The sequence below is a fragment of the Porphyrobacter sp. YT40 genome, from assembly GCF_006542605.1.
GTDB lineage: Bacteria > Pseudomonadota > Alphaproteobacteria > Sphingomonadales > Sphingomonadaceae > Erythrobacter.
The window spans coordinates 1,073,440-1,100,059 of the sequence record NZ_CP041222.1 but is presented as its reverse complement, the minus strand read 5'-3'; the positions used below and the strand labels follow the sequence as shown (position 1 = coordinate 1,100,059).

The window sequence follows — 26,620 nt, the reverse complement described above, 5'->3', positions numbered from 1 at the left end:
CCGGGAAAGCCGGGAGGTTGCCTCAGAATACTGGCCAAGATGCGCACGCCCTCCCCTAGGAAAAGCGCTTAGCGCCCTACCCTCGCGCGTGAGCGGCGATCTCGCTGGCGATGCGCGGGATCAGCGGGATCGGCAAATCGTGGCCCCATCCGGGGATCGTCACCAGCCGACTGCCGGCAATATGCGCCGCGGTATCCTCGCCCGCTGCCAGCTTCACCAAGGGATCGGCCTCGCCGTGCATCACCAGCGTCGGCGTGGTGACGCCAGCGAGGCGCGAGCGGCGGCAGCCATCGTCGATGATCGCGGCAAGCTGACGCGGCAGCCCCGCCGGATAGACCGAGCGGCGCATGTTCTTCAGCACCCGCTCGCGCTGATCGGCAGGGTCGAAGGGATAGCCGGGACTGCCGATATTCCGGGCGATGTTGAGCCCGTGTTCCACCAGCGTCTCCTCGTCCATGCCCTTCAGCGGCGCGATCAGCGCTTCCATCGCGTGCTTTTCGGCCTGGGGCAGCTTGCCGTTGCCGGTGGTCGACATGATCGAGGTCATGGTGAGGAGCCGCTCCGGATGGTGGATCGCCATCAGCTGCACGATCATCCCCCCCATCGAGGCGCCCACGACATGGGCCTGATCGATCCCGAGCGCATCGAGCAGCCCGATCCCGTCGTCGGCCATGTTCTTCAAGGTATAGGGCACCTTGGCCGGAAAGCCGATCTTCTTGCGCAGCACCTGCACCGCAAGGCCCGGGGCCTTGGCGCCTTCGAACTTCTGGCTGAGGCCGATGTCGCGGTTGTCGTAGCGGATGACGCGGAAGCCTTCGCCCACCAATGCGTCGACCAGCTCGTCCGGCCACAGGGTCAGCTGCGCGCCGAGGCCCATCACCAGCAGGATCACCGGAGCGTCCGGCGCGCCCTGCTCTTCATAGAAGATTTCGATACCGGTGTTGGGGGTGGTGATGGTGGGCATGGGCGCGGGCGTTCCTCTGTGGCGGCCCGCCCGGTCATCTCCAGACAGGTCCGGCGATATCGAAGCCGCGTGCGTCCAATTGGTCAAGCACTCCGCCCTCTTCCGCCAACACTCTTAGCGGCACGACCGCGAGCGTGGTGCCCTTCGCGGTGCCGGCTTCGGCGATGCGATCGGTCCAGATGGTGCGGAGTTCGCCCCCCACCTCGTCATCCGCCCAGGGCCAGCACTTGCCCAGTGCCTGTTCGAGCGGATTGGCCATCACCGCGCGAATATCGGACCGCCGCCAGTCGGTGCCGCGCTTCGCCACGATCTCCGGACCGCCCTCCAGCGCGTCCATCGCTGCGGCGAGACAGGGGATATGCGTTTCGGGCGGAGCGGCGGCGAGATTGTCGAGCAGGTCCTCGCCGCGCAAGGTGGCGGCACGGGTGGTGGGCACATCGGCCTTGTCGGCGGCCTTCTTCACGACATCGGTGGTGTCGTCGCCCGTGTCGCGGTTGAAGCGCAGCTCCTTCGACAGCAGCTGGAACGAGGTCATCAGGAAGCTGGAGCGCGAATAGTCCTCGTCCTGCGCCGTGCCGATCGCTTCGAGCCGCGCCCATTGTTCCGGCGTGAGATACTGGCTCGCCACGGTCTTGTCGGGCAGCTTGGTGAACTTGCCGCCCGAGAAGATCAGGCGGAAGATATCGCCGGGCGAAACCTTGGGCCGCGCGCCGAGGATCACCCGGTCGGCCTCGCGCGTGGCCTCCTCCAGCCGCGCAGGCTCCCACGCCACCGACTTTGGGATCGCCCGGATCTCGCCAACGAGGATGATGGTGCCGGAGGGCGTATCGATCGTCCACATCGGCGCGCCGGAGCGCTGGGCGGTGACGACGATGGCGTTGGTGGTTTCGGGCTCGGGGTCTTGGGCGGCGAGGGGTGTGGCCACCAGCGCCACAAATGAAAGGGAAGTCAGCAGCTTCTTCATTGTGCGCCCCATCTTTGCATCATTTGGCAACTCGGTAGAGCGGCGCGCCTGAACGCTAGCCGAACTCCCTCGACCGTTCGCCCTGAGCTTGTCGAAGGGCTGTCCTTCCCTTTGCACGGCGGCAAGAAAAAAGCAGTCCTTCGACAAGCTCAGGACGAACGGGTCATGCTACCAAGCGGAAAGCCCGTGCAGATAGTGCCTTACCCGGTGCAAATGCTCGCCCCAATGTGCTTGGTAGCCGAACCGGAACTCCCAGATTGCATCAGCCGCGGAGCCATTCTCGAACAACCACAGCACCTTGTTGAGATCGGCGGCGATTTCAGCCAATTCGGACGTTGCGAAGGTGCACATGGCCTTTTGATCAGGCCCACCTTCGGGGTCGATGAGCCAGATCACGTCGTCTCTTTCGAAAAAACGAGCCGCATTCTGGCCAAACCCGGCTTCATCGAACTGCGGTGCCGCAGGCCCATCGATTGTGTCTGGCTCGACGTCCGGGGTATCGAAATAGACGCGGACGAGGTCATCGAGCGCCATCGCTATGTCACGCAAAGTGGAGGATGTGTTCTCAAACTCAAAAAGCAAAAGGTAGCGATGAATTGCTGCCTCGATCAGCGCGTGCTGCTCCGTCACGGCACCAGCACCGTATCCTTCGCCTCCGCCGCCATCGCCGGATAATCCAGCGTATAGTGCAGCCCCCTGCTCTCCTTCCGCTTGAGCGCGCTTTGCACGATCAGCTCGGCGGCTTGCAGCAGGTTTCGCAGTTCGATCAGGTCGGTGGTCACCCGGAACGCGCCGTAGTAATCCTCGACCTCGCGCTTCAGCAGTTCGATGCGGCTCGCGGCGCGTTCCAGCCGCTTGGTGGTGCGTACGATGCCGACGTAGTTCCACATGAAGCGGCGGATTTCGGTCCAGTTCTGCTTGATGACGACCTCTTCGTCGGAATCGGTCACGCGGCTTTCGTCCCATGGGAGGATGGCAGGCACGTCCTCGAGGCTGTCCCACCTTGCAAGAATGTCCTGCGCCGCGGCCTCGCCGAACACGAAGCATTCGAGCAGCGAGTTGGACGCCAGCCGGTTCGCGCCGTGGAGGCCGCTTTCGGTGCACTCCCCCGCCGCCCACAGGCCCGGCACATCGGTGCGCGCGGCGAGATCGACCACCACGCCGCCGCAGGTATAGTGCTGTGCGGGGACGACCGGGATCGGCTCGCGGGTCATGTCGATGCCCAGACCCATCAGCTTGTCGTAGATCGTCGGGAAGTGGCCCTTCACGAAGTCCGCGGGCTGGTGGCTGATATCGAGATGGACGTAATCGAGGCCGAAGCGCTTGATCTGGTCGTCGATCGCGCGGGCGACCACATCGCGCGGGGCGAGCTCCATCCGCTCAGGGTCGTAATCGACCATGAAGCGGCGCCCGGTTTCGGGGTGGAGCAGGTGCCCACCCTCGCCCCTGACCGCCTCGGTGATGAGGAAGTTCTTGACCTCGAGATTGTAGAGGCAGGTCGGGTGGAACTGCATCATCTCCATGTTGGAGACGCGCGCGCCCGCGCGCCATGCCATCGCGATCCCGTCCCCGGTCGCGCCGCGCGGGGCGGTGGAGAATTGGTAGACGCGCCCTGCTCCGCCGCTCGCCAGGATCGTGGCGCGCGCGACATGACGCTCCACGCGGCCCGTGGCCTCGTCGAGCGCATAGACGCCCCAGACCCGCCCCGCCGCCGAGAAAGCCTCGCGGTGGCGATCGGTGATGAAGTCGATGCAGGTGCGGCCGGGCAACAGCGTGATGTTGGGGTTGGCCTCGGCGGCCTTCAGCAGCGCCGACTGCACCGCCCAGCCGGTCGCATCGTCGACATGGACGATGCGGCGGTGCGAATGGCCGCCCTCGCGGGTGAGATGCAGATCGCCGCTCTCGCGGTTGAAGGGCACGCCCAGCTCGCACAGCCGGTCGATCGATTGCGGCGCGCGCTCGATCACGAATTCGACCGTCGCCGGATCGTTGAGCCCCGCGCCCGCGACCATCGTGTCGCGGATGTGATCTTCGAAGGTGTCGCCGGTGTCGAGCACCGCGGCGATCCCGCCCTGTGCCCAGGCAGTCGAGCCGCCGGTGAGCGAGCCCTTGGCCAGCACCAGCACCCGCCGCGTTTCGGCCAGCGCCAGCGCCGCCGTCAGCCCCGCCGCGCCCGAGCCGATCACGACGACATCGTGCGCAGGGTTGTCATCCACCGGTCGCAGGGCCCTCTCCATCGCCATCCCTTTGCCATGGCGCGCATTGCCGCGACAGGCAAGAGCGATGCCGGTCACGCGCCTTTAAGGCAAATGACTTAGGGGTTCGCCCTAGGTTGCAGTGCAACATGATGTTACACCGCTCCTATCGCGAATCAGCCCGAACGGGCAGCGCGAGAGGATCGCAACCGCTCGAATCGTCTACTTCTCTCCAAGGGCGCGTTTCGCCATGTCGATCATCTCTCCCATCGCCTGTCTGTTCAATTGGCACGAGCCGGTCCGCCGCAACGTGGTCTGGAATGGCCGCGTCTATGTCGGCGAATGCAGCCACTGCGGCGCACCGATCCAGCGCCGCGGACGCCGCGTATGGCGCAGGCGCAAGGACGAGGCTTCGCACAGCAACGCCGCGACCCCGTCCTGAACGCGCGCCCGCTGTCAGCCTGCGCTGGCGGTGAGCTGCACGAAGACATCCTCCAGATCGGCCTCGCGGGTGGTGACGTCTTCTATCGTCAGGCCCTGCCCCTGAAGGATGGCGAGCACCTGCCCGGCGCTGAGTCGATCCTTGTCATAGGTGACCTCGACCCCGCGCGGGCCGGTAACCGCGACCTTGCTGAAGGCATCATGCGCGGGCGCGGCAACGAGATCCTCGGCGACGGTCACCGCAACGATCTTTTCGCGCGCCATGTCGACCAGCTCGCGGGTGGGCTTGTTGGCGATCAGCTGGCCGTGGTTGATGATCGCGATACGGTCGCACAGCTCCTCGGCCTCTTCGAGATAGTGGGTGGTGAGCACCACGGTCACGCCCTCGCGGTTCATTTCGGTCACCAACTCCCACAATTGGCGGCGCAGATCGACATCGACCCCGGCGGTCGGCTCGTCGAGCACAAGGATCGGGGGCGAATGCACCATCGCCTTGGCCACCAGCAGCCGCCGCTTCATGCCCCCCGACAGCGTGCGGGCATAGGCGTTGCGTTTGTCGCTGAGCCGCACCGCTTCCAGCAGTTCCTCGCTGCGGCGCAGGGCGGCGGGAATGCCGTAGAACCCGGCCTGATTCTCCAGCACCTCGAAGGGGGTGAAGAAGGGGTCGAAGACGATTTCCTGCGGCACGATCCCGATCGAGCGGCTGGCGTTGCGCCGGTCACGGTCGATGTCGAAGCCCCAGATCTCCGCCGTGCCGCCGGTCTTGTTGACGAGGCCCGCCAGGATATTGATCAGCGTCGACTTGCCCGCACCGTTCGGCCCAAGCAACCCGAAGATCGCCCCCTGCGGCACATCGAAGCTCACCCCGCCCAGCGCGAGCTTGCCTTCGGTCATGGTGCCCTTGGCGCCCTTTGCCGGGGCATAGCGCTTGACGAGATTGTCGATGCGGATCGCGGGTTCGGATGACATGGCGCAAGCCCTAGGGCGCCGGGGCGGCGAAGGCAATTGCGCTCGGCGCTGCGGGATTGTATCGGCATGGCCCATGAGCATTCCTCCTCCCGAAGTCCTGCTGGTCGACACCCGCCGCGTCTCTTGCGACGGTGCCAGCGGCATCCGCGGCGGCGCGGGCTATCGTCCGGCGGCGCTGGGCCACCCGCGCGTGTTCCTCGAGATCGACGAGCACGGCTATGTCGATTGCGGCTATTGCGACCGGCGCTTCGTGCTGCGCGGCGGCCCGGCGGATGGCGCGGTGCAGGCGGAGCTGCCCGACATCGCCTCGGGCGCGGATGCGGGTCACTAGCGCGTTCGTTCTGGCTGCGCTGGCGCTGCCCGGCGTGGCCGAGGCGGCCGGGCCTTGCCCAGTCATCGGCGCGATGCTGGCCGAAAATGCCAAGCGGCTGAAGGGCCTCGGCGCCACCGTCAACGGCGCGGGCACGATCGACGTAACGCTGAACGGCGCCGCCGATGCGGTGCGCGGGGCCGAGAATTGCGACCTCTATGGCCCGGCGGAAGAGCTCCAGATCAATTGCGACTGGGACTTCGACGACGAAGCCGAGGCGCGGCGTGCGCTGGAGACGGTAAAGGGGCGGCTGGAGGCCTGCCTTCCCGCCCCGCTCGAGCGCAAGGAGTCGCCGGTCTATTCCGAACAGCAGCTGACCGAAGCCGCGCAGCGCAACGGAGCCTCCTTTGCCGACTACCTGCGCAATCGTGAGGTGCTGGCGGATTACGACGCATCCTATCCGCTTGATCGCGAGGAAGACCAATCGCTCGACATATCGGTGACGCTGGTGCGCGACCGCAAGACCGGGTCGCTGCGGATGGATGTCGATCTGGAGCGCGACTGAGGCGAGTCAGGGCGTGTTCAGCCCGGCTGTGCCAGACCGCGCGAGCGGGTGGGGTGGATCAAGGAGGATCCTGTGATGAAACGCGCAACATTCCTGACATCGGCGCTGGTGGCGGCTGCTGCCTCTGGCCTTGCCCTCACGCCGCTCGCTGCGCAGGACGCAGGCGATGTCGAAACCGGGGCTAAGGCCCCCGCGCCGCAAACCAAGGGCGAAGCGCGCCTTGCCAAGCTGCTCGAAGGCCGGGTCGCGGGTGAGCCGGTGAACTGTATCCGCACGCTGCCAAACCAGCGGATGCAGACGATCGACGGCACGGCCTACGTCTATGGATCGGGCAACACGATCTATGTCCAGCGCACCCGGGATCCTTCGGCGATTGACGATAATGATGCGCTGGTGACCAACCGTTTCAACGCGACCCAGCTCTGCCGGCTCGACATCACCACCACGGTCGACCGGGTGCTGGGCTTCTTCACCGGCACCGTGTTCTTCGAGGACTTCGTGCCCTACACCCGGGTGAAGCCCGACGCCCCCGCCGAGGGTTGAACCGCGCGCATGGCTGCGGCGCAGCCTGCGGAATGGGTGCAGGCCGCATGGCCGCCATGGGGCAGCGAGCAGGTCGGCTGGCCGATCAGGCCGAGATAGCGACACTCCTGCCGCTGGGAATCGGCGGCCAGTTCCAGCGCCACCCCCTCGCTGGCCGCAGTGGCGAGTACCTGTTCCTGCTGACGATAGGCGGTGATCTCGTCGTGGAGCTCGGCCAGCGAACGCGCCGCCTCGGTCACTTCGCGCCGTTCCGCGCGGGCGGCGTGCTGACAGGCGGAGACGCCGCTCGCGCCCGCAGTGTCGCCTGCGCCGGCGCGGGTCTGCTCGGGCGGGGAGCACGCCGCACCTGACTCACCCCCGATCAAGCCATCGCCCAGCGGCGACGCTTGAGCAGGGCGTGCGTGCCCGCTCTGCCAGCGCCCCAGCATCCACCCGGCCAATGCTGCAGCCATGATCAACCCGCCGGGCACCGCAGCGCCCGTAGTCATGAAATCCATGCTCACCTCCCCGTCCAAATCAGCCGGAAAGGCCTCCCGCAGCCTGTCCGAAGCACACGCCAAAGCGTGCCCCGGCGACCCCCTCCAGAATCACCTTGGCACGCCGCGTATGGTGCCGCAGAGCGTGCGGAGAAATAATGCGGGGAGTTACCTAGTTGAACGCTCTCAGCCCACCGCCGGACGCGAAAACCGCACGGTTCACGCGCGCGCGCTTCATCCCCGTGCCATGGCTTGCATCCGTGCGATGATTTCTTCGGCCTGCAGCATGATGCGGTCGATCAGCTCCTGACAGGTCGGGATATCGTGGATCAGCCCGGCGACCATGCCGCAGCTCCACGCGCCTTCGTCCATCGCGCCTTCGGTCATGATCTTGGGGTAGACCCCGGCGACTTCGGGCAGGATGTCCTGAATGGTGATGGCATCGCCCAGGTCCTTCTCCTTCTGGATCAGGCGTTCGACCGCGGCATTGTTGAGCACGCGTTCAGTGTTCCTGAGCGGGCGCATCACCAGCCGGGTGTCGAGTTCGGAAGCGGCAAGGATCGCCTGCTTCACGTTCTCGTGCACCGGCGCTTCCTTGGTGGCGATGAAGCGGGTGCCCATGTTCATGCCCTGCGCGCCCATCGCGAGGCTGGCGACGAGGCTGCGCCCGTCAGCCATCCCACCGCTGGAGACGAAGGGGATTTCCAGCTCGTCCGCCGCACGCGGCAGCAGAATGAAGTTGGGCACATCGTCCTCGCCCGGGTGCCCGCCGCATTCGAACCCGTCGACGCTCACCGCATCGCAGCCGATTTCCTGCGCCTTGAGGCTGTGGCGCACCGAGGTGCACTTGTGGATCACCTTGATCCCCGCATCCTTGAGCGGCGGGAGCAGCTCGACCGGGTTGCGCCCCGCGGTCTCGACCACTTTCACGCCGCCGTCGATCACCGCCTTCACCAGCCCCGGATAGTCGGGCGGGGTCAGGGTCGGCAGGATGGTGAGGTTCACGCCGAAGGGCTTGTCGGTCATGTCCTTGCAGCGCGCGATCTCGTTCGCCAGCTTCTCGGGCGTGCCCTGTGTCAGCCCGGTGATGATGCCGAGCCCCCCCGCATTCGACACCGCCGCCGCCATCTCGGCAAACCCGACATAGTGCATCCCCCCCTGAATGATCGGGTGCTGGATGCCGAACATTTCGGTGATGGCGGTTTTCATGGTGTGTGATCTCCCGTGCAAAGTCGTGTTTGCGCGGGAGACAAGCCCACTTCGACAGGCCTTGCAAGCCCGCTTTTGCGAGGCGTCCGGCGCGGTGACGCGCGCCGTAGCGTCAGCCGCGCTTGAAGGCCAGGCTGAACGTCACCGGCACGGCAGGCGTGATCGAGGGAAGTTCAGCAAGCGCGCGCAATTCGCCCAGCTCGTCGGTCAGATCGAACATGTCGGTGGAGATGATGACCGGCGCGGTCGGCACCACGGTCACGCGGTCGTCGGCGACGCGGGTGACGAGCACCTCGGTCTCGACATCGCTGCTGGCGCCCTTGATCGTGACATTGGCCTTGAGCGGGCGGGTCAGCGACTGGCCCACCGCAAGGCTTGCGAAAGCCGCCGGATCGAGCTTGGCGGTCACCGTGGCCGTGGGGTTTTCGGCCACATCGAAGAAGATCTCGCGCATCCGTTCGTTGCGGATGTCCACCCCGGTGTCGACCGAGGCGAGGTCGATATCGAGGCTCGCGGTGCCATCGGCGGCGACGCTGCCCGACAGCGTGTCGAACCGGTTGGCCTCGGCCACCTCGCCCGCCTTGATGCTGACATAGGAAAGCCGCGAGCCTGCCGGATCGAGCGTCCAGTCCCCCTCGGTCAGCGGCGCGGCGGCAGCGGTCTCGCCACCCGGCGCATCGCCTGCCGGCTGCTGGGCACAGGCGCCAAGGCCCATCGCAAATGCGGCCGTGATTGCAAGGCGGCGAAGGTTCGACGTCACGATAGCGGGACCTTTCAGGCAGAATTCTCGGCGCCGAGCGATATGCGATTCGACAGCGCGCTGAAAGAGGGGACAAACATGCGCTTGTTCTGGTCGCGATAAAAATTTGAAAAAATTCGAATAACTAAAATACCTCAAAGAACTTCTCACTTGCCCACCGCCCCAGCGTCACCCATTCCTCATCAAACTCATCCGAAGCCCAATTAGTGATGTCGGCGATCATCACACAGATGGTTAAACCCAAGCCAAATCGGGCTAAGCAAACGAAGATATCAGGCTCGCCCTCTGCTTCCTTTGACCAACGGTATTGGAAGCGATTCCCAAATTCGAGATTTGGGCGCCTCCCAATTTCTGCGCCAGAAAGTTCCTTTGCGATTCGCGAAAGTTTCTGCATCGCGGTTTGATCTGAAAATTGTGACCAATAAGCAGCAACGCCATAGTGGCTTTTGGCGACTGATCCTTTATGTCGATAAAACAGAGCCAAACCAATTTTTATCGCAACTGCGCGAAGAACAGGATCAATTTCTGGAGGCAGTTCGACTACCGGGATATCTGAGGAAGCCATTCCGAGTGGTTTAGATAACCCAAGGCTTTTCAATCCACGTCGTTTCTCAATGGCGCTTAAGTGCGGATTTGGCAGCAAGTGCTTCAGATTATTGGCCACCCCGCTTATCAGTCGCCGCGAGGTGTCTCGGTCGTAGTTGGCGTTGTCGCGATCGCACATCCGACAGATAAAGGCGAAATATTGTTCTTCCTGACGGTATCTATGCTGGCAATCTTGGCAGGCTGGGAATTCGAAACCCACTGGACCAATCCTGCCAGGAAAGCATGCCCTGCTAGGCACATGATCGATTGTCGTCGCAGGCGATAATCCGCCGCAAAAACAACAAAAAGGGTGATCACCTAAAAAGCGCTCTCGCTTCTTCTTTTTAGCGCCCAAGCCTCACTCCCACTCAATCGTGCCCGGCGGCTTGGAGGTGTAGTCGTAGACCACGCGGTTGATGCCCTTGACCTCGTTGACGATACGGGTCGCCACGCGGGTCAGGAACCCGGCATCATAGGGGAAGACGTCCGCCGTCATCCCGTCGGTCGAGGTGACGGCGCGCAGGGCGCAGACAGAGTCGTATGTGCGCCCGTCGCCCATCACGCCCACGGTTTTGACCGGCAGCAGCACCGCGAAGGCTTGCCAGATCGCGTCGTAGAGGCCCGCGTTGCGGATTTCCTCGAGATAGATCGCGTCAGCCTTGCGCAGGATGTCGCAGCGTTCCTTGGTGACTTCGCCGGGGATGCGGATCGCAAGGCCCGGGCCGGGGAAGGGATGGCGGCCGACGAAGGCGTCGGGCAGGCCCAGCTCGCGGCCGAGATCGCGGACCTCGTCCTTGAACAGCTCGCGCAGCGGCTCGACCAGCGCCATGTTCATACGCTCAGGGAGCCCGCCGACATTGTGGTGGCTCTTGATCGTGACGCTCGGCCCACCGGTGAAGGAGACCGACTCAATCACGTCGGGATAGAGTGTGCCCTGCGCGAGGAAGTCTGCCCCGCCGACCTTCTTGGCCTCGGCCTCGAACACGTCGATGAAGGTCTTGCCGATGAACTTGCGCTTGGCTTCCGGATCGGTGAGGCCGGTAAGCCCGCCGAGGAACAGCTCTTCAGCCTCCACGTGGACCAGCGGGATGTTGTAGTGATCGCGGAACAAGGTCACGACCTGTTCGGCCTCGTTCATGCGCATGAGGCCGTGATCGACGAAGACGCAGGTCAGCTGGTCGCCGATCGCCTCGTGGATCAGCACCGCCGCCACCGCCGAATCGACCCCGCCGGAAAGGCCGCAGATCACGCGCTTGTCACCCACCTGCGCGCGGATTTCGGCGATCTTGGTCTTGCGGAACTCGGCCATTGTCCAGTCGCCCGCCAGCCCGCAGACATGGCGCACGAAATTGGCGATCAGCTTGCCGCCATCGGGGGTGTGGACGACTTCGGGGTGGAACTGGGTGCCGTAGAAGCGGCGCGCCTCGTCCGCGATCACCGCGAAGGGTGCGCCGTCGCTGGTGGCGACGATTTCGAAGCCTTCGGCGAACTGCGTCACCTTGTCGCCGTGGCTCATCCACACCTGATGGCGCTCGCCGACGTCCCACAGCCCGTCGAACAGCGCGCAATCGCCGGTGACGGTGAGGAAGGCGCGGCCGAATTCGCCCCCTTCTCCGGTCTCGTGGCCGGGGCGGACTTCGCCGCCCAGCTGGTGCGTCATTACCTGCTGGCCATAGCAGATGCCGAGGATCGGCAGCCCGGCCTCGAACAGCATCTGCGGCGCGCGCGGGGAGCCGTCCTCGGGCACGCTCGCGGGCGAACCGGAGAGGATGATGCCCTTGGGCTTCAACCGGTGAAAGGCCGCCTCGGCCTGCGTGAAAGGCGCGATCTCGGAATAGACCCCCGCCTCGCGCACGCGGCGCGCGATCAATTGCGTCACCTGAGAGCCGAAATCGACGATCAGGATCGATTCGGGAATGGCGGAATCGCCCGCTGCGGGGCCGGAGGGGTGCGCGCTCATGGCGGCGGATTACGAAGCAGGCCCCGCGCTGTCCAGCATCGCCGCGCACCGCAGCCATTCTTTTGCACCGCAGCAAAAATCTAGCACCGCATTTTCATAGGGTTCCCGAATTTTCGATGCGATCCGGTTGCAATCTTCGGAACCAATTTCGCATATTTCGCATTTGCACATCATTCTTGTGCACTGCACCAGAGTTTCAAACAGCAACCGAATGCCGGAAAGCGGCATCGAACCTCACGACACCCTCTCATCATCCGGAGTCTCACGATGCGTTTCACTCTCCCCCTGATCGCTCTCGCCGCTGTTGCCGCGCCGGCCGTGGCCGACGACACCGTCACCGTTCGCGTCGACTATGCCGATGTCGACGTGACCACCGCCGAAGGCCGCGCCGCGCTCGAAGCGCGGATCGACGCCAAGTTGCGCAAGGCCTGCACCATCGAGAGCGCCGCGCGCTACACCTATGGCCGCCCGGCGGTGGACAGCAAGTGCGTCACCGAAGCCCGCGCCACCGCGCTGGCCGAAGTCGAGCGCGTCGCCTCGCTCCAGACCCGCAAGGGCCGCAGCGTCGCCGCGAACTGATTTTGGGCAAACGTCTGAAACGAAAGGCCGCCGGAGCGATCCGGCGGCCTTTTTCGTAATACCCTCGAAGAAATCGTTGCATTTCCCGCAAGAGACTTTGGCGTTTTCGCATTTGAATTCGATTTGATCGAACACCATCTGCGCCCTCGAGCGATCGGTGCCGGGCCCCTCTCTCCAATCCCGGCTTGCCCCCTTGGGGCCCATCGCCCGGCGGCGGAAACCGAAGACGGACCGCACGCCCGCCTGCCGACCGGCAGGAGCGGCCCGGGCTCTCCCCCCTCGCCCGGCCCTCCCGCCCTGTCATCGTCCGGCCGATCGGCTGGACACGCAGCGGAAGAGACGCGGCCACCACCCTCCCCCCCCCTGAACAGGTGGCCGCGTCTCGAGCCGCGCTTCCCGCTCTCGTTACGCGTCCCCGGCCCTCACAGATTGCCTTTTTCGATTGCGGTGATGAATTATTTTCAGTCTTGTTAGAGATTGAAAATTGCGCGCAGCTTTGTATATGGTGCTCAGACCCGGGCAGTCGCCCTCTCCCCCCCTTGGCTGCCCGGGTTCCCAAACCACAACAAAAACAGGGAAACTTGGATCATGACCATGATCACCGAAAAGGCTGTCGCCTTGCTGCTCGCCGTCACCCTCAGCGGCGCGGCGTTCAACACCTTCATCGTCTGAGGCGCATTGCCGCAGAGGTTGGAGCCAAGCGCAGACACCTCAAGTCCGGCCCGGTTCCTCACCCGAGGAGCCGGGCCGAACTGTTTCTGGCGCGCTATTCGGTGCCGCCGAGCCGCTCGGCCTCAGCGCGCAGATCGGTCTTGAGCAGTTTGCCGATATGGCTGCGCGGCATTTCGCCGATGGCATGGAGCGCGGCGAGCCGCTGGGTCTTGCCGAGCCGCGCGTTGACCGCCGCCATGATCGCTGCCGGGTCGGCCTCGCCCTTGAGCACCACGAAGCCCACCGGCGTCTCGCCCCAAGCGCGCGAGGGCACGCCGACCACCGCGGCCTCGGCCACGCCCGGCTCCTTGCACAGCTCCGCCTCCAGATCGCTCGGATAGATGTTAAACCCGCCCGAGATGATCATGTCCTTCGCCCGGCCCACCAGTTCGACGAAGCCCTCCGCATCGACGCGCCCGATGTCGCCCATCCGCATCCATGTCTCGCCCGTCGCCGGGTCGATCCACTGCGCTTCGGCGGTCTTGTCGGGGCGGTTCTTGTAGCCGCTCATCATGGTGAGGCTGCGGCCGACGAGGTTGCCGGGGGTTCCGGGCGGCACCTCGCGGTCTTCGTCGTCGAGCACCTTCAGCTCGCTCCCTGGCGCAGGACGCCCCACCGTGTGGAGCTTGTCGGGGAATTCGTGGCACGCCAGCAGGCACACGACCCCGCCTTCGGTCATCGAATAGATCTCGATCAGCCCGCCCGGCATCCGCTGGAGCACCTCGCGCTTCAACTCGGCCGAGAATGGCGCGGAGGTGCAATATTTGAGCTTGAGGCTGGAGAGGTCGAAGTCGTCGAACTGCGGGAAATCCATCAGCCGCTGATATTGCACCGGCACCAGCATGGTGATCGTGGTGCGATCGCCTTGCGCAAAGCCAAGCCACTTCGCGCAGTCGAACTTGCCCATCACCCGCACGCATCCCCCGGCTAACAGCACGGGGAGGAAGGCGACCATCGTGGTGTTCGAATAGAGCGGCGTCGAAGCAAGCGAGCAAACCTCCAATCCCGCGCCAAGGTACGACAGCGCGGTCGCGGCAAACTGCCGCCAGCGCATCCGGTGCGAGTGGACGATGCCCTTGGGAATGCCGGTCGTGCCGGAGGAATAGATGATATTGAACGGGTCTTGCGGCTCCGGCACGAAGTCCGGCGCGCGGGAACCGGGAGGGGCCATCCACTGATCGATGCTCTCCAGCGGCACGCGGATCAGGTGCGCCATGAAATCCGGGCCAAGCTCTGCGGATTTGGCGGCGTCGATGAACAGATGCACCGCCCCCGAATCGGTCGCCATGCCCTCCAATTGCTCGGGCGAGGCGCTGGTGGTGAGCGGCGCGGCCACACCCCCGGCGCGCACCGCCGCGAGAAACACCAGCGCGTATTCGACGCTCGAGGTGCCGAGGATCGCCACCGACTGCCCGCGCTGGAGGCCCGTCTCCACCAACCGCGCCGCCAGCCGTTCGACCAGCCCCACGAGCTCGGCCCAATAAACCTCGCGCCGCTCGTCGCGCAGGGCGCAATCGTCGCCCTTCACGCGCGACCATTGCATCAGGATGTCGGGGAAGCTGCCGAAGGGTTCGGCCAGCGCGGTCAGCGGATCGAAGGATGTCATGGCGCGCACCATATGGTCGCGCGCGCCGATGTCGAGCCTCAACCCCCCGCCAGCGAGCCGAGACCGAAAGCCAGCACCACGCCCAGCGCTGTCGCGATCCCGGCGAGGTGGTGATCCTCGCGATAGGCCTTGGGGAAGACCTCGGTCGCCAGACTGGCGACCACCGCGCCTGCGGCAAAGCAGCGGATGACGGCGAGCCAGTGCTCGCTCACTCCGGCGAGCGCGACATTGCCGATGATTGCGGCGGCCGACAGCAGCCCCGCCGTTGCCGCCCACAGCAGCATGATCTTGCCCTTCGAGCGTCCGCCGTCCGCCATTGCGCGCGCGCCCCCGGCGGCTTCGGGCAGGTTCGACAGCAGGATCGAGCCTGCCAGCGCGGCGACCTCCAACGGCGAAGCTCCGATCAGCGCCACGCCGAGCGCGAGGTTTTCGGGCACCCCGTCGAGCGTGATCGCGGCGAGCAGCCCCCCGCCGCCATCCTCGCCCCATTTCTCGTCGATCAGATAGTCGATTCCCGTAAAGGTGACAGCGCCCGCAAGCACGCCGAGCATCGCCAGCATCACCGAACTGCGCTCGATCGAAGGTTCGATCAGCTCGCTCACCAGCGACAGCAGCAGCGCGCCGCCGGCGAGGGCCACCAGAAACCCCTCGGTCTTGCGGCCCAGCCGGAAATAAATCCCCCACACCGCCCCGGCGAGCAGCGCGCCCGATACCACCGCGACCACGATCAGCGTCATCATCATGCCGTGCCAATCCGCCGCGCGGGCAAATGTTGCATCGCCGACCGCTCCGGTGTCACAAGCGGCGCGGAGGGAGAGAGACATGATCCGCTATTGCCGTCTGGCCGCACTGGCCGCCTTGATGGTTGCACCGGCCGGTGCGCAGGAACCGCGTGCACCGCGACCGGTGATGGTGGTGGTCGCCCATCCCGATGACGAGCTGACCATGGCCCCTGCCCTCGCGGCGCTCGCGCGGCAGGGGCGCATGGTGACGATCCTGTTCGCCACCACCGGCGATCAGGGGCCGGGTGTCACCACCCGCGAGCGCGGTGCGGAGCTTGGCGCGGTGCGGCGGGCCGACGCCGAATGCTCCGCCAGGGCATTGGGTGCACAGGTGCGGTTTCTGGAAGGCCTGGGCGACGGCACCCTCGCCCAGTCCCCGCAATCGCCCGATGCCCCGGCCCGGCGCTTCCTTGCGCAATTCGCGCAGGCCTATGTCGATATCGAGCCCGAGCTGGTGCTGACCTGGGGCCCGGATGGCGGCTATGGCCACGCCGATCATCGCATGGTCAGCGCGCTCGTCACCGAGACGCTGCAATCGCTCGCCCCCGCCTATCGCCCGCGCCTGCTCTATGTCGGCATTCCCGCCGGGCGCCTGCCGCCGGTGCCGGAGATGGCCGGATGGGCCGAGACCGATCCGAAGCTGCTGAACGAAACCTTGCGCTACACCCCCGAGGATCTCGAGGCCGCCAAGGCTGCGGTGCAGTGCCATGTGACGCAATTCGACGAAACGATGCGCGGCGCGATGATGCCGCTGTTCGACGCGACGATGTGGCAGGGCAAGGTGCATTTCCGCCCCGCCTTCTAGGCCTCTGTGACGATTGGCGGATTTGGCCAAGCGTGCAGCGCGCGCCCGTGTGATAGTCTGCCCCAAAAAGCACCCCAGCTTCGAGTCGCATCGTGTCCCTTTTACGGAGAGAGACCCCATGCGCTTCACAAACGACGGCTGGCTGGAAGATGCCCCGCAGGTGCCTTCGCCCAATTTCTACGGCGGCAACAATCCGCGCGAAGTGATCGTCATGCACTATACCGCGAGCTACAATGCGCAGTCCGCGATCGGCGCCTTCAAGAAAAACGGCGGGGCGAGTGCGCATTTTGTGGTCGAGACCGATGGCACGATCACCCAGATGGTCTCCACCGCCGACCGCGCCTTTCACGCCGGGCCTGCGGTCTATCATGGCCGATCGGGGGTGAACCACTTCTCGATCGGGATCGAGATCGTCAATCCCGGCTATCACTTCAAGGCGGCGGACGGCGCCTGGCTCAACTGGAACCGCCAGCCCTGCAGCGCGGCCAAGCTGGCCCCCTTCCCGGGCATGATCGAGGCGCAGGACCCGTGGGTGGGCTCGGCCCGGCAATATTGGCCGCTGTTTCCCGAGGAGCAGTTGAAGGCGGTCGAGGATCTGACCAAGGCGTTGCTCAAAACCTATCGCACGCTGGTCGACATCGTCGGGCACCGCGATATCGACACGGTGCGCCGGTGGAAGGTCGATCCCGGCCCGGCCTTCCCGATGATGCGCTTCCGCCGGCTGATCGACCACCGCGACGACGAGGTCACGCCGGTCACCTATGTGGTCGCGACCACCGGCGGCAAGCTCAACGTGCGCGGCGGGCCGGGGACCAGTTTCGACACACTCGACTGGGGGCCGATCGGCAATGGACAGCAGGTGGAACGGCTCGAAGCGCGCGGGGACTGGTATCTGATCCGGCGCTGGATCGACGGCGTGCCGCATCAGGGCTGGGTCTATGCGGCCTACCTCGCGCCGGTTCCCTGACGCCGCCCGGATGCCCGCATCGACCAGATGCCCTTGTGACTCGTGGAAAAGCGCGGCTTGCGGCCCGCCCGCAGTTGGGTTTCCCGTCGCCAGCGCCTATATGATGGGCCATGAGCGATACCAACAATCCTGCCCCGCAAAAGCTGCCCAACGCCAACGAATATGGCGCCGATTCGATCAAGGTTCTCAAGGGCCTCGATGCGGTGCGCAAGCGCCCGGGCATGTATATCGGCGATACCGACGATGGCTCCGGCCTGCACCACATGGTGTTTGAGGTCAGCGACAACGCGATCGACGAGGCGCTGGCGGGGCATTGCGACCTCGTTCTGATCGAGCTGAACCCCGATGGCAGCGTCTCGGTCGAGGATAACGGGCGCGGCATTCCCACCGGAATGCACAGCGAGGAAGGCGTTTCGGCCGCCGAAGTCATCATGACGCAGCTGCACGCGGGCGGGAAGTTCGAGAACACCTCGGACGACAATGCCTACAAGGTTTCGGGCGGGCTGCACGGCGTGGGCGTTTCCGTGGTCAACGCGCTGTCCGAATGGCTGGAGCTCACCATCTGGCGCGAGGGCAAGGAGCACTGGATGCGCTTCGAGCACGGCGATTCGGTCGCCCCGCTCGAAGTGAAGGGCGATGCGCCCAAGGCCAGCGGCAATGCCGACGCCAACGGCTTCAAGAAGGGCACCCGCGTCACCTTCAAGGCCAGCCACGATACCTTCAAGAACGTCACCGAATTCGATTTCGAGAAGCTCGAACACCGCTACCGCGAACTCGCCTTCCTCAACTCCGGCGTGCGCATCAAGCTGCGCGACAAGCGGCACGAGGATGTGGTCGAGCACGATCTCTATTACGAAGGCGGCATCGCGGCCTTCGTCAAATATCTCGACCGCAACAAGCAGCCGCTCATCCCCGAGCCGATCGCCGTTTCGGCGGAGAAGGACGGGATCGGGATCGATGTCGCGCTGGAATGGAACGATTCCTATTACGAAAACGTCCTCGCCTTCACCAACAACATCCCGCAGCGCGACGGGGGCACGCACCTTGCCGCCTTCCGCACCGCGCTGACCCGCACGCTCAACAATTATGCCGAGCGTTCGGGGATGCTGAAGAAGGAGAAGGTGAGCCTGTCGGGCGAGGATATGCGCGAAGGCCTGACCGCGATCGTCAGCGTCAAGCTGCCCGACCCGAAATTCTCCAGCCAGACCAAGGACAAGCTGGTCAGCTCCGAAGTGCGCTCGCCGCTCGAAACCCTGATGGGCGAGAAGATGACCGAGTGGCTTGAGGAAAACCCCAATGAAGCCCGCTCGATCATCCAGAAGGTGATCGACGCCGCTGCCGCGCGCGAAGCGGCGCGCCGCGCGCGCGAAATGAGCCGCAAGGGCGCAATGAGCGTCGCCTCGCTGCCGGGCAAGCTCGCCGATTGTCAGGAACGCGATCCGGCCAAGTCTGAGCTGTTTCTGGTCGAAGGGGACTCCGCAGGCGGCTCGGCCAAGCAGGGGCGTGACCGCAAGACCCAGGCGATCCTGCCGCTGAAGGGCAAGATCCTCAACGTCGAGCGCGCGCGCTTCGACCGGATCATTTCCTCGAAGGAGGTCGGCACCCTCATTCAGGCGATGGGCACCGGCATCCGCGACGAGTTCAACCTCGAAAAGCTGCGCTACCACAAGATCGTTATCATGACCGACGCCGACGTCGACGGCGCGCATATCCGCACGCTGCTGCTGACCTTCTTCCACCGCCAGATGCCCGAGATCATCAAGGCCGGGCACCTCTTCATCGCCCAGCCGCCGCTCTACAAGGTCTCCAAGGGGCGGAGCGAGGTCTATCTCAAGGATCAGGCCGCGCTCGATCGCTATCTGGTCGATGCCGGGCTGCAAGGCCGGGTGCTGGAAACGCAGGGCGGCGCGCGCGGGGGCGAGGATCTGCGCGCGCTGGTCGATTCGGCGCTGCGGCTCAAGAACCTGCTCGCCTTCGTTCCGCGCCGCTATGACAGCGGGATCGTGGAGCAGATGGCACTGACGGGCGCGCTCGAGCCGGGGCTGGCGGGCGATGCACTGGCCGCCGCGCTCGAACGGGCTGCCGGACGCCTCGGCGCGGGCGACCGCGAAGCCCGCTGGAGCGCGTCGCAGCGCGAGGACGGCACCGTCGTGTTCGAACGCCTGTGGCGCGGTGTCACCGATGTCCACGAGATCGACGGGCGCTTCCTTTCCAGCACCGAAGCGCACAAGCTCCACAGCCTCGCCGCGGCGCAGGCCGATGCCTATGCCTCGCCCGTCAGTCTCGTGCGCGCAGGCGACGTGGCCGAAGAGCCCGAGCCCGAAACGCCCCCCGCCGACGATCCGCTCGCCGGAGAGGCCGAGGAAGCCGCCGCGCCGCCGCCCGCCACCTTCGACGGCACGATCAGCCGCCCGACGCAGCTGCTCGACGCGATCTTCGCCGCCGGGCGCAAGGGGCTGGCGATCGCCCGCTACAAGGGTCTGGGCGAAATGAACGCGGAACAGCTGTGGGAGACCACGCTCGACCCCGAGGCGCGCGTGCTGTTGCAGGTCAAGGTCGAGGATGCCGACGTGACCGACGAGATTTTCACCCGCCTGATGGGCGACATCGTCGAACCACGGCGCGAGTTCATTCAGGATAATGCCCTTAACGTGGCGAATCTCGACGTCTAGGCACCCGCACACATGGCCCATCAGCCCCACCGCACCGAGGAATTGCAGCACGCCAGCTTCCTGATCATCCTCGCGGTGGTCACGCTGCTGATGGCCGTCATCGTCTGGCCCTTCGCCCAGCCGCTGCTGTGGGCCGCGCTGGCGGCGATCATGTTCCAGCCGCTCTACAAGCAGGCGCTGATCCAGACCCGCGGGCGGCGCAATCCGGCGGCGGGGCTGAGCCTCATGATCATCTTCTTCGTGATCATGGTTCCGGCGCTGTGGGTTGCGACGATGGTTGCGGAACAGGCCATCGTGCTTCTCGCCGCCTTGCAGGAACAGCCGATCGATCTTGCGGCGTGGTTCGATCAGGCCCACGGAATGCTGCCAGAAGTCGCACGCGACGCGATCGACCGCGCCGGCTGGGCCGACGTGGCGAAAGTGCAGGCCCGCTTGCAGGAACTGCTCACCGAAAGCGCCGGGATGATCGCGGGGCAGGCCGTGTCGATCGGCAGCGGCGCGCTTGGCTTTCTGCTGTCCCTCGGCGTCGGCCTTTATGTGATGTTCTTCCTGCTCCGCGATGGCGAGCGCATCGGACGCGTCGTGCTGCGCGCGGTTCCGGTCGAACGCAGCATCGCCGACCGGCTGGCGAACCGCTTCCTCGGCATCGTGCGCGCCACGATCAAGGGCACCGGGGTGGTCGCGCTGGTGCAGGGCGCGCTGGCGTGGATCACCCTGCTGATCGCAGGCGTGCCCTCCGCCTTGCTGTTCGGGGTGGTGACAGTGTTCTTTGCGCTGGTGCCGGTGATCGGCGCGGGCGCGGTGTGGTTGCCGGCTGGGCTGTGGCTGCTGATCTCGGGCGAGACATGGCAGGGCATCTTCGTGCTGCTGGTGGGCTTCTTCGTCATCTCCTCGGCCGACAACGTGCTGCGCCCCGTTCTGGTCGGCCGCGACACCGGGATTCCCGACTGGATCATCCTCGTCACCACGCTGGGGGGCCTCAGCCTCGTCGGCTTTTCGGGCATCGTGCTCGGCCCGCTGGTGGCCGGGCTGTTCCTCGCCAGCTGGTCGATCCTGCGCGAACAGCGCGAAGAGGACGCCGAGGCCGAGCGCCTGGAAGAGGACGAGAGCGGTATCCGGGTCGATGCCTCGGGCCATGCGCCGCCCGAAGGCGAGGCGGGCTGAGGCCGTGCAGCAGCTGGTCGCACCCGGCTCGCAAGGCGAAGCCATCGGCCGGCTGGTGGTCGCCGGATTGCTGGTGGCGATGCTGCCCGCACTGCCTTTCGGCAACTATCTCGCCTACCCGTTCTATATCCTGACGACCTGGTTTCACGAGATGGGCCACGGGCTGACCGCGATGGTGCTGGGCCAGTCCTTCCATCAACTGGTGATCTTCCCCAATGGCTCGGGCTATGCCGAATACAGCCTCGGCGGCAGCGCCTCGCGCCTCGTACCCGCCGCGATTGCCGCAGGCGGCCCGCTCGCGCCGAGCATGGTGGGCGCGCTGCTCATCGTCGCCAGCGCCCATCCGCGCGCATGGCGGCCGGTGCTGTGGCTGGTGCTCGCCGCGATCCTCCTCAGCACGCTGATCTGGGTGCGCTCGGCCACCGGCTGGTGGGCGCTGCTGGTGGTGGCAGGTGTGCTGGGTCTGGTCGCCTGGCGCGGCTCGCCCAGCGTTGACCGCTTCACCCTGCAATTCCTCGGCCTGCTGGGCGTCTACAGCGGCTTCGGCGACTGGCGCTACCTGTTCACCGAGCGGGTGACGATGAACGGGCAGGCGGTCCTGTCGGACACCGGCGCGATCGCGGCGGCGATCGGCCCGCCCTACTGGTTCTGGGCCGGGGTAATCCTCGTGGCCTCGGCGATCATGGTCGGCGCGGCGCTGCGCTACGCCCTCGCCGACAAGCGCCTGCGGCCCCCGCCGAGAAAGCCGCCCGCCAACGTGCTGCAGTTCCGCCGCTGAGGCCTAGCCCTTGCGCGTCTTGGCCCGCTCGTTCGCCGCGCCGAAGCGGCCATGCTTGCGATAGCGCAACATCCACTTGTCGAGGAACAGGCCCAGCGGCCTGGCCTCGATCCCCAGATCGGCAAGCCCCGGCGCACCCTCCGCCACGGTGTTGCCCGCCTTCAGCAGCGCCCACTGGTCGCGGCTCATCGGGGTGCCGGGCAGCGCCGCGAAGGTCGCCGAGAGGCCATCGGGCATGGCGAGGAAGGTGCGCTTCCGCCCCTGCGCCGCGGCGATGCGCTGATGGATCTCCATCATGGTCAGCTGTTCGGGCCCGCCCAGTTCAAAGGTCTTGCCGCCGTGCCGGTCGGGATGCTCCAGCGCCACAGCGACCGCCTCGGCGACGTCATCTGCATAGACCAGTTGCAGCTTCGCCTGCGGGCCGAACACGGGGAGCACCGGAAAGAGTTCGATCATCCCGCCGAACAGGTTGAGGAAATTGTCGTCCTTGCCGAACACGATCGAGGGGCGCAGGATCGTAGCCGTGGGAAAGGCTGCCGCGACCCGCTCCTCGCCCAGCGCCTTGCCGCGCGCGTAATCGGTGGAGGATGACGCATCCGCCCCGATCGCGCTGACATGCACCAGCGCCTTGACCCCGCCCGCGGCGGAGAGCCGCGCGATCGTGCCGGGTGCCTCGCCCATCAGCTTGACAAGATCGCCCTCGAACGCGCCGACGAGGTTCACCACATGGCTCGCTCCGTCGAGCGCGGCGGCGACATGCTCTTCCTTGGTGATGTCGCAAGGCATCATCTGGAGCTGGCCGAGATTGGCGAGCGGCTTCAGGTCCTGCGCCTTGTAGGGCGAGCGGCTCGCCAGTCGCACCCGCGCCCCGCGCGCGAGCAGCGCCTGCGCGACATAGTTGCCGATATAGCCGGTGCCGCCGAAGATCGTGACCAGCTGGCCGGAAAGCGGAGAGGAGGTGGGCATAATGCAGGTGCTCGTTGTGGCTGGCGAGGTTGCCGGACAAGGATGTGGCCGCGCTTAGCGTCAACGCTCGCCGGGAGGCAAGCGTTCCGATCATCGCGAGCGGCGGATCTGCGCGAGGGCGCGGCGCCGCGTCGCGCGTCATTCCCTCGGTTCAGTGGCGGCAGGACGCACGAAGTGGCGTTGCGGCAGCGGCGAACGCCGCGTGCGGACGCCGCGACCGGGGCAAAGCAGGCGCGTGGGGATCGGCGCCGAGCAGGGTAACCCGGGCAAAGACGGTCTCGCGCAAAGCAGGACGATGTTGCCATTGACAGCCCCCCGCCCCCCCGCTAATCGCGCCCACCTACCCAGCCTTCCGGCACCAATGACCGGCAGGCTTTCGTGCCCAGATGGCGGAATTGGTAGACGCACCGTCTTCAGGTGGCGGCGCTCGCAAGGGCGTGGAGGTTCGAGTCCTCTTCTGGGCACCATTTGTTCTTCTCACGTTCTCCCAAATAATCTATAAAACCCGCAGAAATCCTAGGGATTTGGCCCTTGGATCGTTCCGGATCGTCCCGCCTGTTCTCGGGGGTTCCAGACACTTTTGTGGGCCTTTTGAGGCCGTTTCGCAAAGGCCCAGATGAAAAGGCCCCCACATGCCGCTGACAGATACTCGCCTCCGCGCACTCAAGCCCAAGGATAAGCCGTACAAGGTAACCGATGAGCGCGGCCTATATGTTGAGGTCACGCCGACCGGCGGCAAACTTTGGCGATTCCGATACCGGATCGGCGGCGCGCAAAAGAAGCTCTGCATCGGCAGCTATCCCGACATCAGCCTCAAGCAAGCGCGAGACGCGGCTTACGAGGCACGACGAGCTGTTGCTTCTGGCGGCGACCCGGCCTTTGAGAAGCGGAAGCGGAAAATCCGCGCCGAGTTCCTTTCTGCACAGACGTTCGAGGCAGTCGCACGTGAGTATATTGAACAGATGATGGTCCAGAATGGCCGCGCCGATGGCACGATCGTCAAGGCCAATTATTTCCTAGACAAGCTTGCGCCTACCATCGGGAACAGACCCATCGACGAGATCGAGCCGTTCGAAGTCCTGGCTCCTCTCAAACGACTGGAAGCCACTGGTAAGCACGAGACTGCGAAGAAATGCCGCTCGTTCGCAGGCCGCGTGTTTCGCTACGGTGTTGCTACCACCCGCTGCAAATCAGATCCGACCAGTATGCTGAAGGGTGCTCTCGTAACGCCGAGAGCCACGCATTATGCAGCCATCCTTGAGCCCACCGAGTTAGGCGGGCTGCTGCGCGCAATCGACGACTTCACTGGCTACATGGTGACGAAGTTTGCTTTGCAGATCGCGCCGCATGTGTTCGTACGCCCCGGCGAACTCCGCCACGCCGAATGGCATGAGATCGATCTGGTCGATGGGGTCTGGAAGATCCCTGCCGGTAAAATGAAAGCGCGCCGAGCGCATGCCGTCCCGCTGTCCAAGCAAGTTAGAGGCTATCTCACAGACCTGGCCGAGATGCTCGGCCGCGAAGGATATGTCTTCCCGTCTGCGCGCAGCTCCAAGCGTCCCATGAGTGAAAACACGCTCAATGCCGCATTCCGTCGCATGGGATATTCGAAGGAAGAAGTCACCGCGCACGGACTCCGGGCGACAGCATCAACATTCCTGAACGAGTCGGGACTTTGGAATCCGGATGCAATCGAGCGTGCCTTGGCACATGGCGACAGCAATGTTGTGCGTGGCATCTACCATCGCGGCAAGCATTGGGACGAGCGCGTGCGAATGGCTCAATGGTGGAGCGACTACCTCGATGAGCTGCGGACAGGAGGAAAGGTCATCATGGGAAAGTTTGCCAAGGGTTGATCGGAAGAACGAATTTCTTCTCAGCCAGTGCAGGATTGAAGGCTCAGGACCAGACCTATCAGGGACACTGACGCGAGCAAGGCGAACTCAATTCTGATGCTCCAGACTTTAAGCCAATTCCGCATCGTGCTGAGCCTCAGCTCGTAGGGCTTTGGCAGCTAAGCTGATCGAAGCGCTCAGCAACAGTCTTCCACGTTGCTATGCCTGCTTCGTCCCCTTCGTTGGATAGCCGCTCGATTTGCTGCGCGATATACGCGGGTCCCTCTTTGCCATGGTTCTTTTCGACCCAGAGCGCGACCGCCCACAATTCCTGGTCGCGGTTCAGCACCATGGTTCACGTCTCCCGGTCCAGGTTCGCGCCAAGCCTTCGCTGACCAGCTGATCGCCAAGCGAGCGGCCGCCGCGCGTAACAACCCGCAATTTGCGACCGTACTGATCCTCATCTCTGTTCCCGATGGTCCTCAGTTCAAAGGGCCCGGCATTCAGCAACTCGACAAGGCGGTGCGTCGCACGCATGCCGAGTTGGTACTCATAGTCGCAACGAGGCTCGCTGATCTCGGGAGTGTCGATGTCGGCAATGCGGATCTTCACGCCATCAAGCCAGAAAGTATCTCCATCCACGACGCATGTGCGCCGGATCGATCCGCAGATGTCGAATTGTGGGGAGCTCGCTTGCTGGAATAAAGCCTGCGGCTGCTGATCGTCGTTAGCAAGATTGGCATCATGGACTGGCCAGGTGAATGCCAGCATCCCTCCAGCAAATACAATCGCGAATGCTCCCAAACCCAATGCGATCTCCTTTCTCAGCTTCTGGCGCTTTTGTGCCTTCAACGCCTTGCGAAAGTCGAACGGCTCACCGGGGGTCTCACTCACTAGCGTTGTCCGTCTTCATTCCGGCACATGATTTCAGACAATAGCCGGAAATCAGGTAGTTTCGTCAATTGTACGTACCAATTGCTTGCCAACGTCCCAACACAGTCCGGACATATTGCGGCGTTTCACCATTTTTCGGAATGCCGCGTGATCGGGAGACGGCACCAGGGCCCGCATTGTAAGCAGCCAAGGCCAGGTGGACCGCGTCGAACCGGTCCAACATGTCGCGAAGGTACCTGGCGCCACCGTCGATCGATGCAAGAGGGTCATGACGGTTCCGGACGCCCAGTTCTCGCGCCGTGGCTGGCATAAGCTGAGCAAGCCCGGCAGCACCAGCTGGACTCACAGCCATCGGATTGAAGCGGGACTCAGCCCAGATAAGAGCACGAAGCAGGTTGGTCGGAAGCCCGTAACGGCGTTCAGCCTCGGCTATCGCCGCTATATACAGGCCTTCCCGGTAGGATACGTCTGCTGGCCCGGCCGGGTAGATTGCAGGAAGATATTGTCTAGCCGGCTGCTGGTCCGTCTTCGGCGGAACGATCGCGTGCTCGAACAGGGTGAAATCCTGGGCGCGGACTTGCTGAGAGGAGGTCGCGATCATCCCCAGGCAGGCGACCGCTATCGCGGTCCGACAATTGAGAGAGGTCATCTCGAGTGGTGCTCCATTGATTCGAATCACAATGGAACATAAAAAGAACATGTGCCTGTAGGAAATCGGGAACTGGATTTTGGGGCTGCCGATCAAGTAAAAAGCGACATCTGAAGGTGCGATGGCCGGGATTTGCGCCGGCCAATTGCGCTGCAGCGCCGACTGTGCCGGCTTTGGCGCGAAGCGTGCCGTCATATGCGCGAACACGACCGGAATTCGCGCGAATCACCGAAGGAAGCTGATTCGTTCCTTCCTCTATGTTCTCTTAATG

28 protein-coding genes and 1 tRNA gene are annotated in these 26,620 nt (G+C 64.8%); 13 read left to right on the top strand and 16 right to left on the bottom strand.

What is annotated here, in order from left to right:
* Positions 1 to 76: 76 nt before the first annotated feature.
* The 4 genes from E2E27_RS05210 to nadB all read right to left on the bottom strand — a co-directional run bounded on the left by E2E27_RS05210 (position 77) and on the right by nadB (position 4,171).
* Entirely contained in the window at positions 77 to 964 is an 888-nt protein-coding gene (locus E2E27_RS05210) for an alpha/beta fold hydrolase (protein WP_141457966.1), read from the bottom strand.
* 34 nt (positions 965 to 998) lie between these two features.
* Complete coding sequence (locus tag E2E27_RS05205) at positions 999 to 1,889, bottom strand: TraB/GumN family protein (protein WP_234036195.1); 891 nt, start codon at positions 1,887 to 1,889, stop codon at positions 999 to 1,001.
* Between the two features lie 207 nt (positions 1,890 to 2,096).
* Entirely contained in the window at positions 2,097 to 2,558 is a 462-nt protein-coding gene (locus E2E27_RS05200) for a DUF5063 domain-containing protein (RefSeq protein WP_141457965.1), read from the bottom strand.
* On the bottom strand, positions 2,555 to 4,171 hold the full coding sequence (nadB, locus tag E2E27_RS05195) for an L-aspartate oxidase (protein WP_234036194.1): 1,617 nt from the start codon (positions 4,169 to 4,171) through the stop codon (positions 2,555 to 2,557). Before nadB ends, E2E27_RS05200 begins: the two co-directional genes overlap by 4 nt.
* Before the next feature lie 202 nt (positions 4,172 to 4,373).
* Between nadB and E2E27_RS05190 the strand changes: the two genes are divergently transcribed.
* Positions 4,374 to 4,565 (top strand): hypothetical protein, encoded by a 192-nt coding sequence (locus E2E27_RS05190; protein WP_141457964.1) that lies wholly within the window; start codon positions 4,374 to 4,376, stop codon positions 4,563 to 4,565.
* Positions 4,566 to 4,579: 14 nt separating this feature from the next.
* On the opposite strand, the gene E2E27_RS05185 is transcribed toward E2E27_RS05190, so the two are convergent.
* Complete coding sequence (locus E2E27_RS05185; protein ID WP_141457963.1) at positions 4,580 to 5,533, bottom strand: ABC transporter ATP-binding protein; 954 nt, start codon at positions 5,531 to 5,533, stop codon at positions 4,580 to 4,582.
* Positions 5,534 to 5,606: 73 nt separating this feature from the next.
* On the opposite strand from E2E27_RS05185, the gene E2E27_RS05180 reads away from it, so the two are divergent.
* The 3 genes from E2E27_RS05180 to E2E27_RS05170 all read left to right on the top strand — a co-directional run bounded on the left by E2E27_RS05180 (position 5,607) and on the right by E2E27_RS05170 (position 6,951).
* A complete protein-coding gene (locus tag E2E27_RS05180; protein ID WP_141457962.1) occupies positions 5,607 to 5,864 on the top strand; it encodes a zinc-finger domain-containing protein in 258 nt (85 codons plus the stop codon).
* The gene (locus E2E27_RS05175) at positions 5,851 to 6,408 is read left to right on the top strand and encodes a hypothetical protein (protein WP_141457961.1); all 558 of its coding nucleotides are present in this window, start codon (positions 5,851 to 5,853) and stop codon (positions 6,406 to 6,408) included. The genes E2E27_RS05180 and E2E27_RS05175 overlap by 14 nt, the downstream gene beginning before the upstream one ends.
* Positions 6,409 to 6,483: 75 nt before the next feature.
* Positions 6,484 to 6,951 (top strand): hypothetical protein, encoded by a 468-nt coding sequence (locus tag E2E27_RS05170; protein ID WP_141457960.1) that lies wholly within the window; start codon positions 6,484 to 6,486, stop codon positions 6,949 to 6,951.
* On the opposite strand, the gene E2E27_RS05165 is transcribed toward E2E27_RS05170, so the two are convergent.
* The 5 genes from E2E27_RS05165 to guaA form a co-directional block, all read right to left on the bottom strand.
* Positions 6,912 to 7,448 (bottom strand): hypothetical protein, encoded by a 537-nt coding sequence (locus tag E2E27_RS05165; RefSeq protein ID WP_141457959.1) that lies wholly within the window; start codon positions 7,446 to 7,448, stop codon positions 6,912 to 6,914. The two genes, E2E27_RS05170 and E2E27_RS05165, sit on opposite strands and share 40 nt — an antisense overlap.
* A gap of 213 nt (positions 7,449 to 7,661) precedes the next feature.
* Positions 7,662 to 8,636: an NAD(P)H-dependent flavin oxidoreductase gene (locus E2E27_RS05160; RefSeq protein WP_141457957.1), complete on the bottom strand. Its 975-nt coding sequence runs from the start codon at positions 8,634 to 8,636 to the stop codon at positions 7,662 to 7,664.
* A 112-nt stretch (positions 8,637 to 8,748) separates the two neighbouring features.
* Positions 8,749 to 9,396 carry a YceI family protein gene (locus tag E2E27_RS05155; RefSeq protein WP_234036193.1) on the bottom strand — a complete coding sequence of 216 codons (648 nt, stop codon included), beginning with the start codon at positions 9,394 to 9,396 and terminating at the stop codon, positions 8,749 to 8,751.
* 124 nt (positions 9,397 to 9,520) lie between these two features.
* The gene (locus E2E27_RS05150) at positions 9,521 to 10,201 is read right to left on the bottom strand and encodes a hypothetical protein (protein WP_141457955.1); all 681 of its coding nucleotides are present in this window, start codon (positions 10,199 to 10,201) and stop codon (positions 9,521 to 9,523) included.
* 138 nt (positions 10,202 to 10,339) lie between these two features.
* Positions 10,340 to 11,941, bottom strand: a complete 1,602-nt coding sequence (guaA, locus tag E2E27_RS05145; protein WP_141457954.1) for a glutamine-hydrolyzing GMP synthase — start codon at positions 11,939 to 11,941, stop codon at positions 10,340 to 10,342.
* Positions 11,942 to 12,208: 267 nt separating this feature from the next.
* Here guaA and E2E27_RS05140 point away from each other — a divergent pair, with 267 nt between their 5' ends.
* Together E2E27_RS05140 and E2E27_RS05135 are read left to right on the top strand one after the other, a co-directional pair.
* Complete coding sequence (locus E2E27_RS05140) at positions 12,209 to 12,520, top strand: UrcA family protein (protein ID WP_141457953.1); 312 nt, start codon at positions 12,209 to 12,211, stop codon at positions 12,518 to 12,520.
* Between the two features lie 477 nt (positions 12,521 to 12,997).
* Positions 12,998 to 13,192: a hypothetical protein gene (locus E2E27_RS05135; RefSeq protein ID WP_141457952.1), complete on the top strand. Its 195-nt coding sequence runs from the start codon at positions 12,998 to 13,000 to the stop codon at positions 13,190 to 13,192.
* A 94-nt stretch (positions 13,193 to 13,286) separates the two neighbouring features.
* On the opposite strand, the gene E2E27_RS05130 is transcribed toward E2E27_RS05135, so the two are convergent.
* Both E2E27_RS05130 and E2E27_RS05125 read right to left on the bottom strand, forming a co-directional pair.
* Positions 13,287 to 14,837, bottom strand: a complete 1,551-nt coding sequence (locus E2E27_RS05130) for a class I adenylate-forming enzyme family protein (protein WP_141457950.1) — start codon at positions 14,835 to 14,837, stop codon at positions 13,287 to 13,289.
* A gap of 38 nt (positions 14,838 to 14,875) precedes the next feature.
* Positions 14,876 to 15,661: a ZIP family metal transporter gene (locus E2E27_RS05125; protein WP_234036192.1), complete on the bottom strand. Its 786-nt coding sequence runs from the start codon at positions 15,659 to 15,661 to the stop codon at positions 14,876 to 14,878.
* Between E2E27_RS05125 and E2E27_RS05120 the strand changes: the two genes are divergently transcribed.
* From E2E27_RS05120 to E2E27_RS05100, 5 genes are all read left to right on the top strand, one after another.
* On the top strand, positions 15,660 to 16,424 hold the full coding sequence (locus tag E2E27_RS05120; protein WP_181443562.1) for a PIG-L deacetylase family protein: 765 nt from the start codon (positions 15,660 to 15,662) through the stop codon (positions 16,422 to 16,424). The two genes, E2E27_RS05125 and E2E27_RS05120, sit on opposite strands and share 2 nt — an antisense overlap.
* Before the next feature lie 118 nt (positions 16,425 to 16,542).
* Positions 16,543 to 17,391 (top strand): N-acetylmuramoyl-L-alanine amidase, encoded by an 849-nt coding sequence (locus E2E27_RS05115; protein ID WP_141457947.1) that lies wholly within the window; start codon positions 16,543 to 16,545, stop codon positions 17,389 to 17,391.
* A 110-nt stretch (positions 17,392 to 17,501) separates the two neighbouring features.
* Positions 17,502 to 20,063, top strand: a complete 2,562-nt coding sequence (gene gyrB / locus E2E27_RS05110; protein ID WP_141457945.1) for a DNA topoisomerase (ATP-hydrolyzing) subunit B — start codon at positions 17,502 to 17,504, stop codon at positions 20,061 to 20,063.
* 12 nt (positions 20,064 to 20,075) lie between these two features.
* A complete protein-coding gene (locus E2E27_RS05105) occupies positions 20,076 to 21,227 on the top strand; it encodes an AI-2E family transporter (RefSeq protein ID WP_141457944.1) in 1,152 nt (383 codons plus the stop codon).
* 4 nt (positions 21,228 to 21,231) lie between these two features.
* Positions 21,232 to 22,005, top strand: coding sequence for a M50 family metallopeptidase (locus E2E27_RS05100; RefSeq protein WP_141457943.1), 774 nt, complete (start codon positions 21,232 to 21,234; stop codon positions 22,003 to 22,005).
* 3 nt (positions 22,006 to 22,008) lie between these two features.
* On the opposite strand, the gene E2E27_RS05095 is transcribed toward E2E27_RS05100, so the two are convergent.
* On the bottom strand, positions 22,009 to 22,971 hold the full coding sequence (locus E2E27_RS05095) for a complex I NDUFA9 subunit family protein (RefSeq protein ID WP_141457942.1): 963 nt from the start codon (positions 22,969 to 22,971) through the stop codon (positions 22,009 to 22,011).
* Between the two features lie 380 nt (positions 22,972 to 23,351).
* Here E2E27_RS05095 and E2E27_RS05090 point away from each other — a divergent pair.
* Positions 23,352 to 23,438 (top strand) — tRNA-Leu (locus tag E2E27_RS05090).
* A gap of 165 nt (positions 23,439 to 23,603) precedes the next feature.
* Positions 23,604 to 24,827, top strand: coding sequence for a tyrosine-type recombinase/integrase (locus tag E2E27_RS05085; RefSeq protein ID WP_141457940.1), 1,224 nt, complete (start codon positions 23,604 to 23,606; stop codon positions 24,825 to 24,827).
* 136 nt (positions 24,828 to 24,963) lie between these two features.
* Here E2E27_RS05085 and E2E27_RS05080 read toward each other — a convergent pair whose 3' ends face one another.
* From E2E27_RS05080 to E2E27_RS05070, 3 genes are all read right to left on the bottom strand, one after another.
* The gene (locus E2E27_RS05080; RefSeq protein WP_141457939.1) at positions 24,964 to 25,158 is read right to left on the bottom strand and encodes a DUF6961 family protein; all 195 of its coding nucleotides are present in this window, start codon (positions 25,156 to 25,158) and stop codon (positions 24,964 to 24,966) included.
* Entirely contained in the window at positions 25,149 to 25,700 is a 552-nt protein-coding gene (locus E2E27_RS19000) for a thermonuclease family protein (protein ID WP_234036191.1), read from the bottom strand. Before E2E27_RS19000 ends, E2E27_RS05080 begins: the two co-directional genes overlap by 10 nt.
* 64 nt (positions 25,701 to 25,764) lie before the next feature.
* Positions 25,765 to 26,349 (bottom strand): lytic transglycosylase domain-containing protein, encoded by a 585-nt coding sequence (locus tag E2E27_RS05070; protein ID WP_089217359.1) that lies wholly within the window; start codon positions 26,347 to 26,349, stop codon positions 25,765 to 25,767.
* Between the last annotated feature and the right edge of the window lie 271 nt (positions 26,350 to 26,620).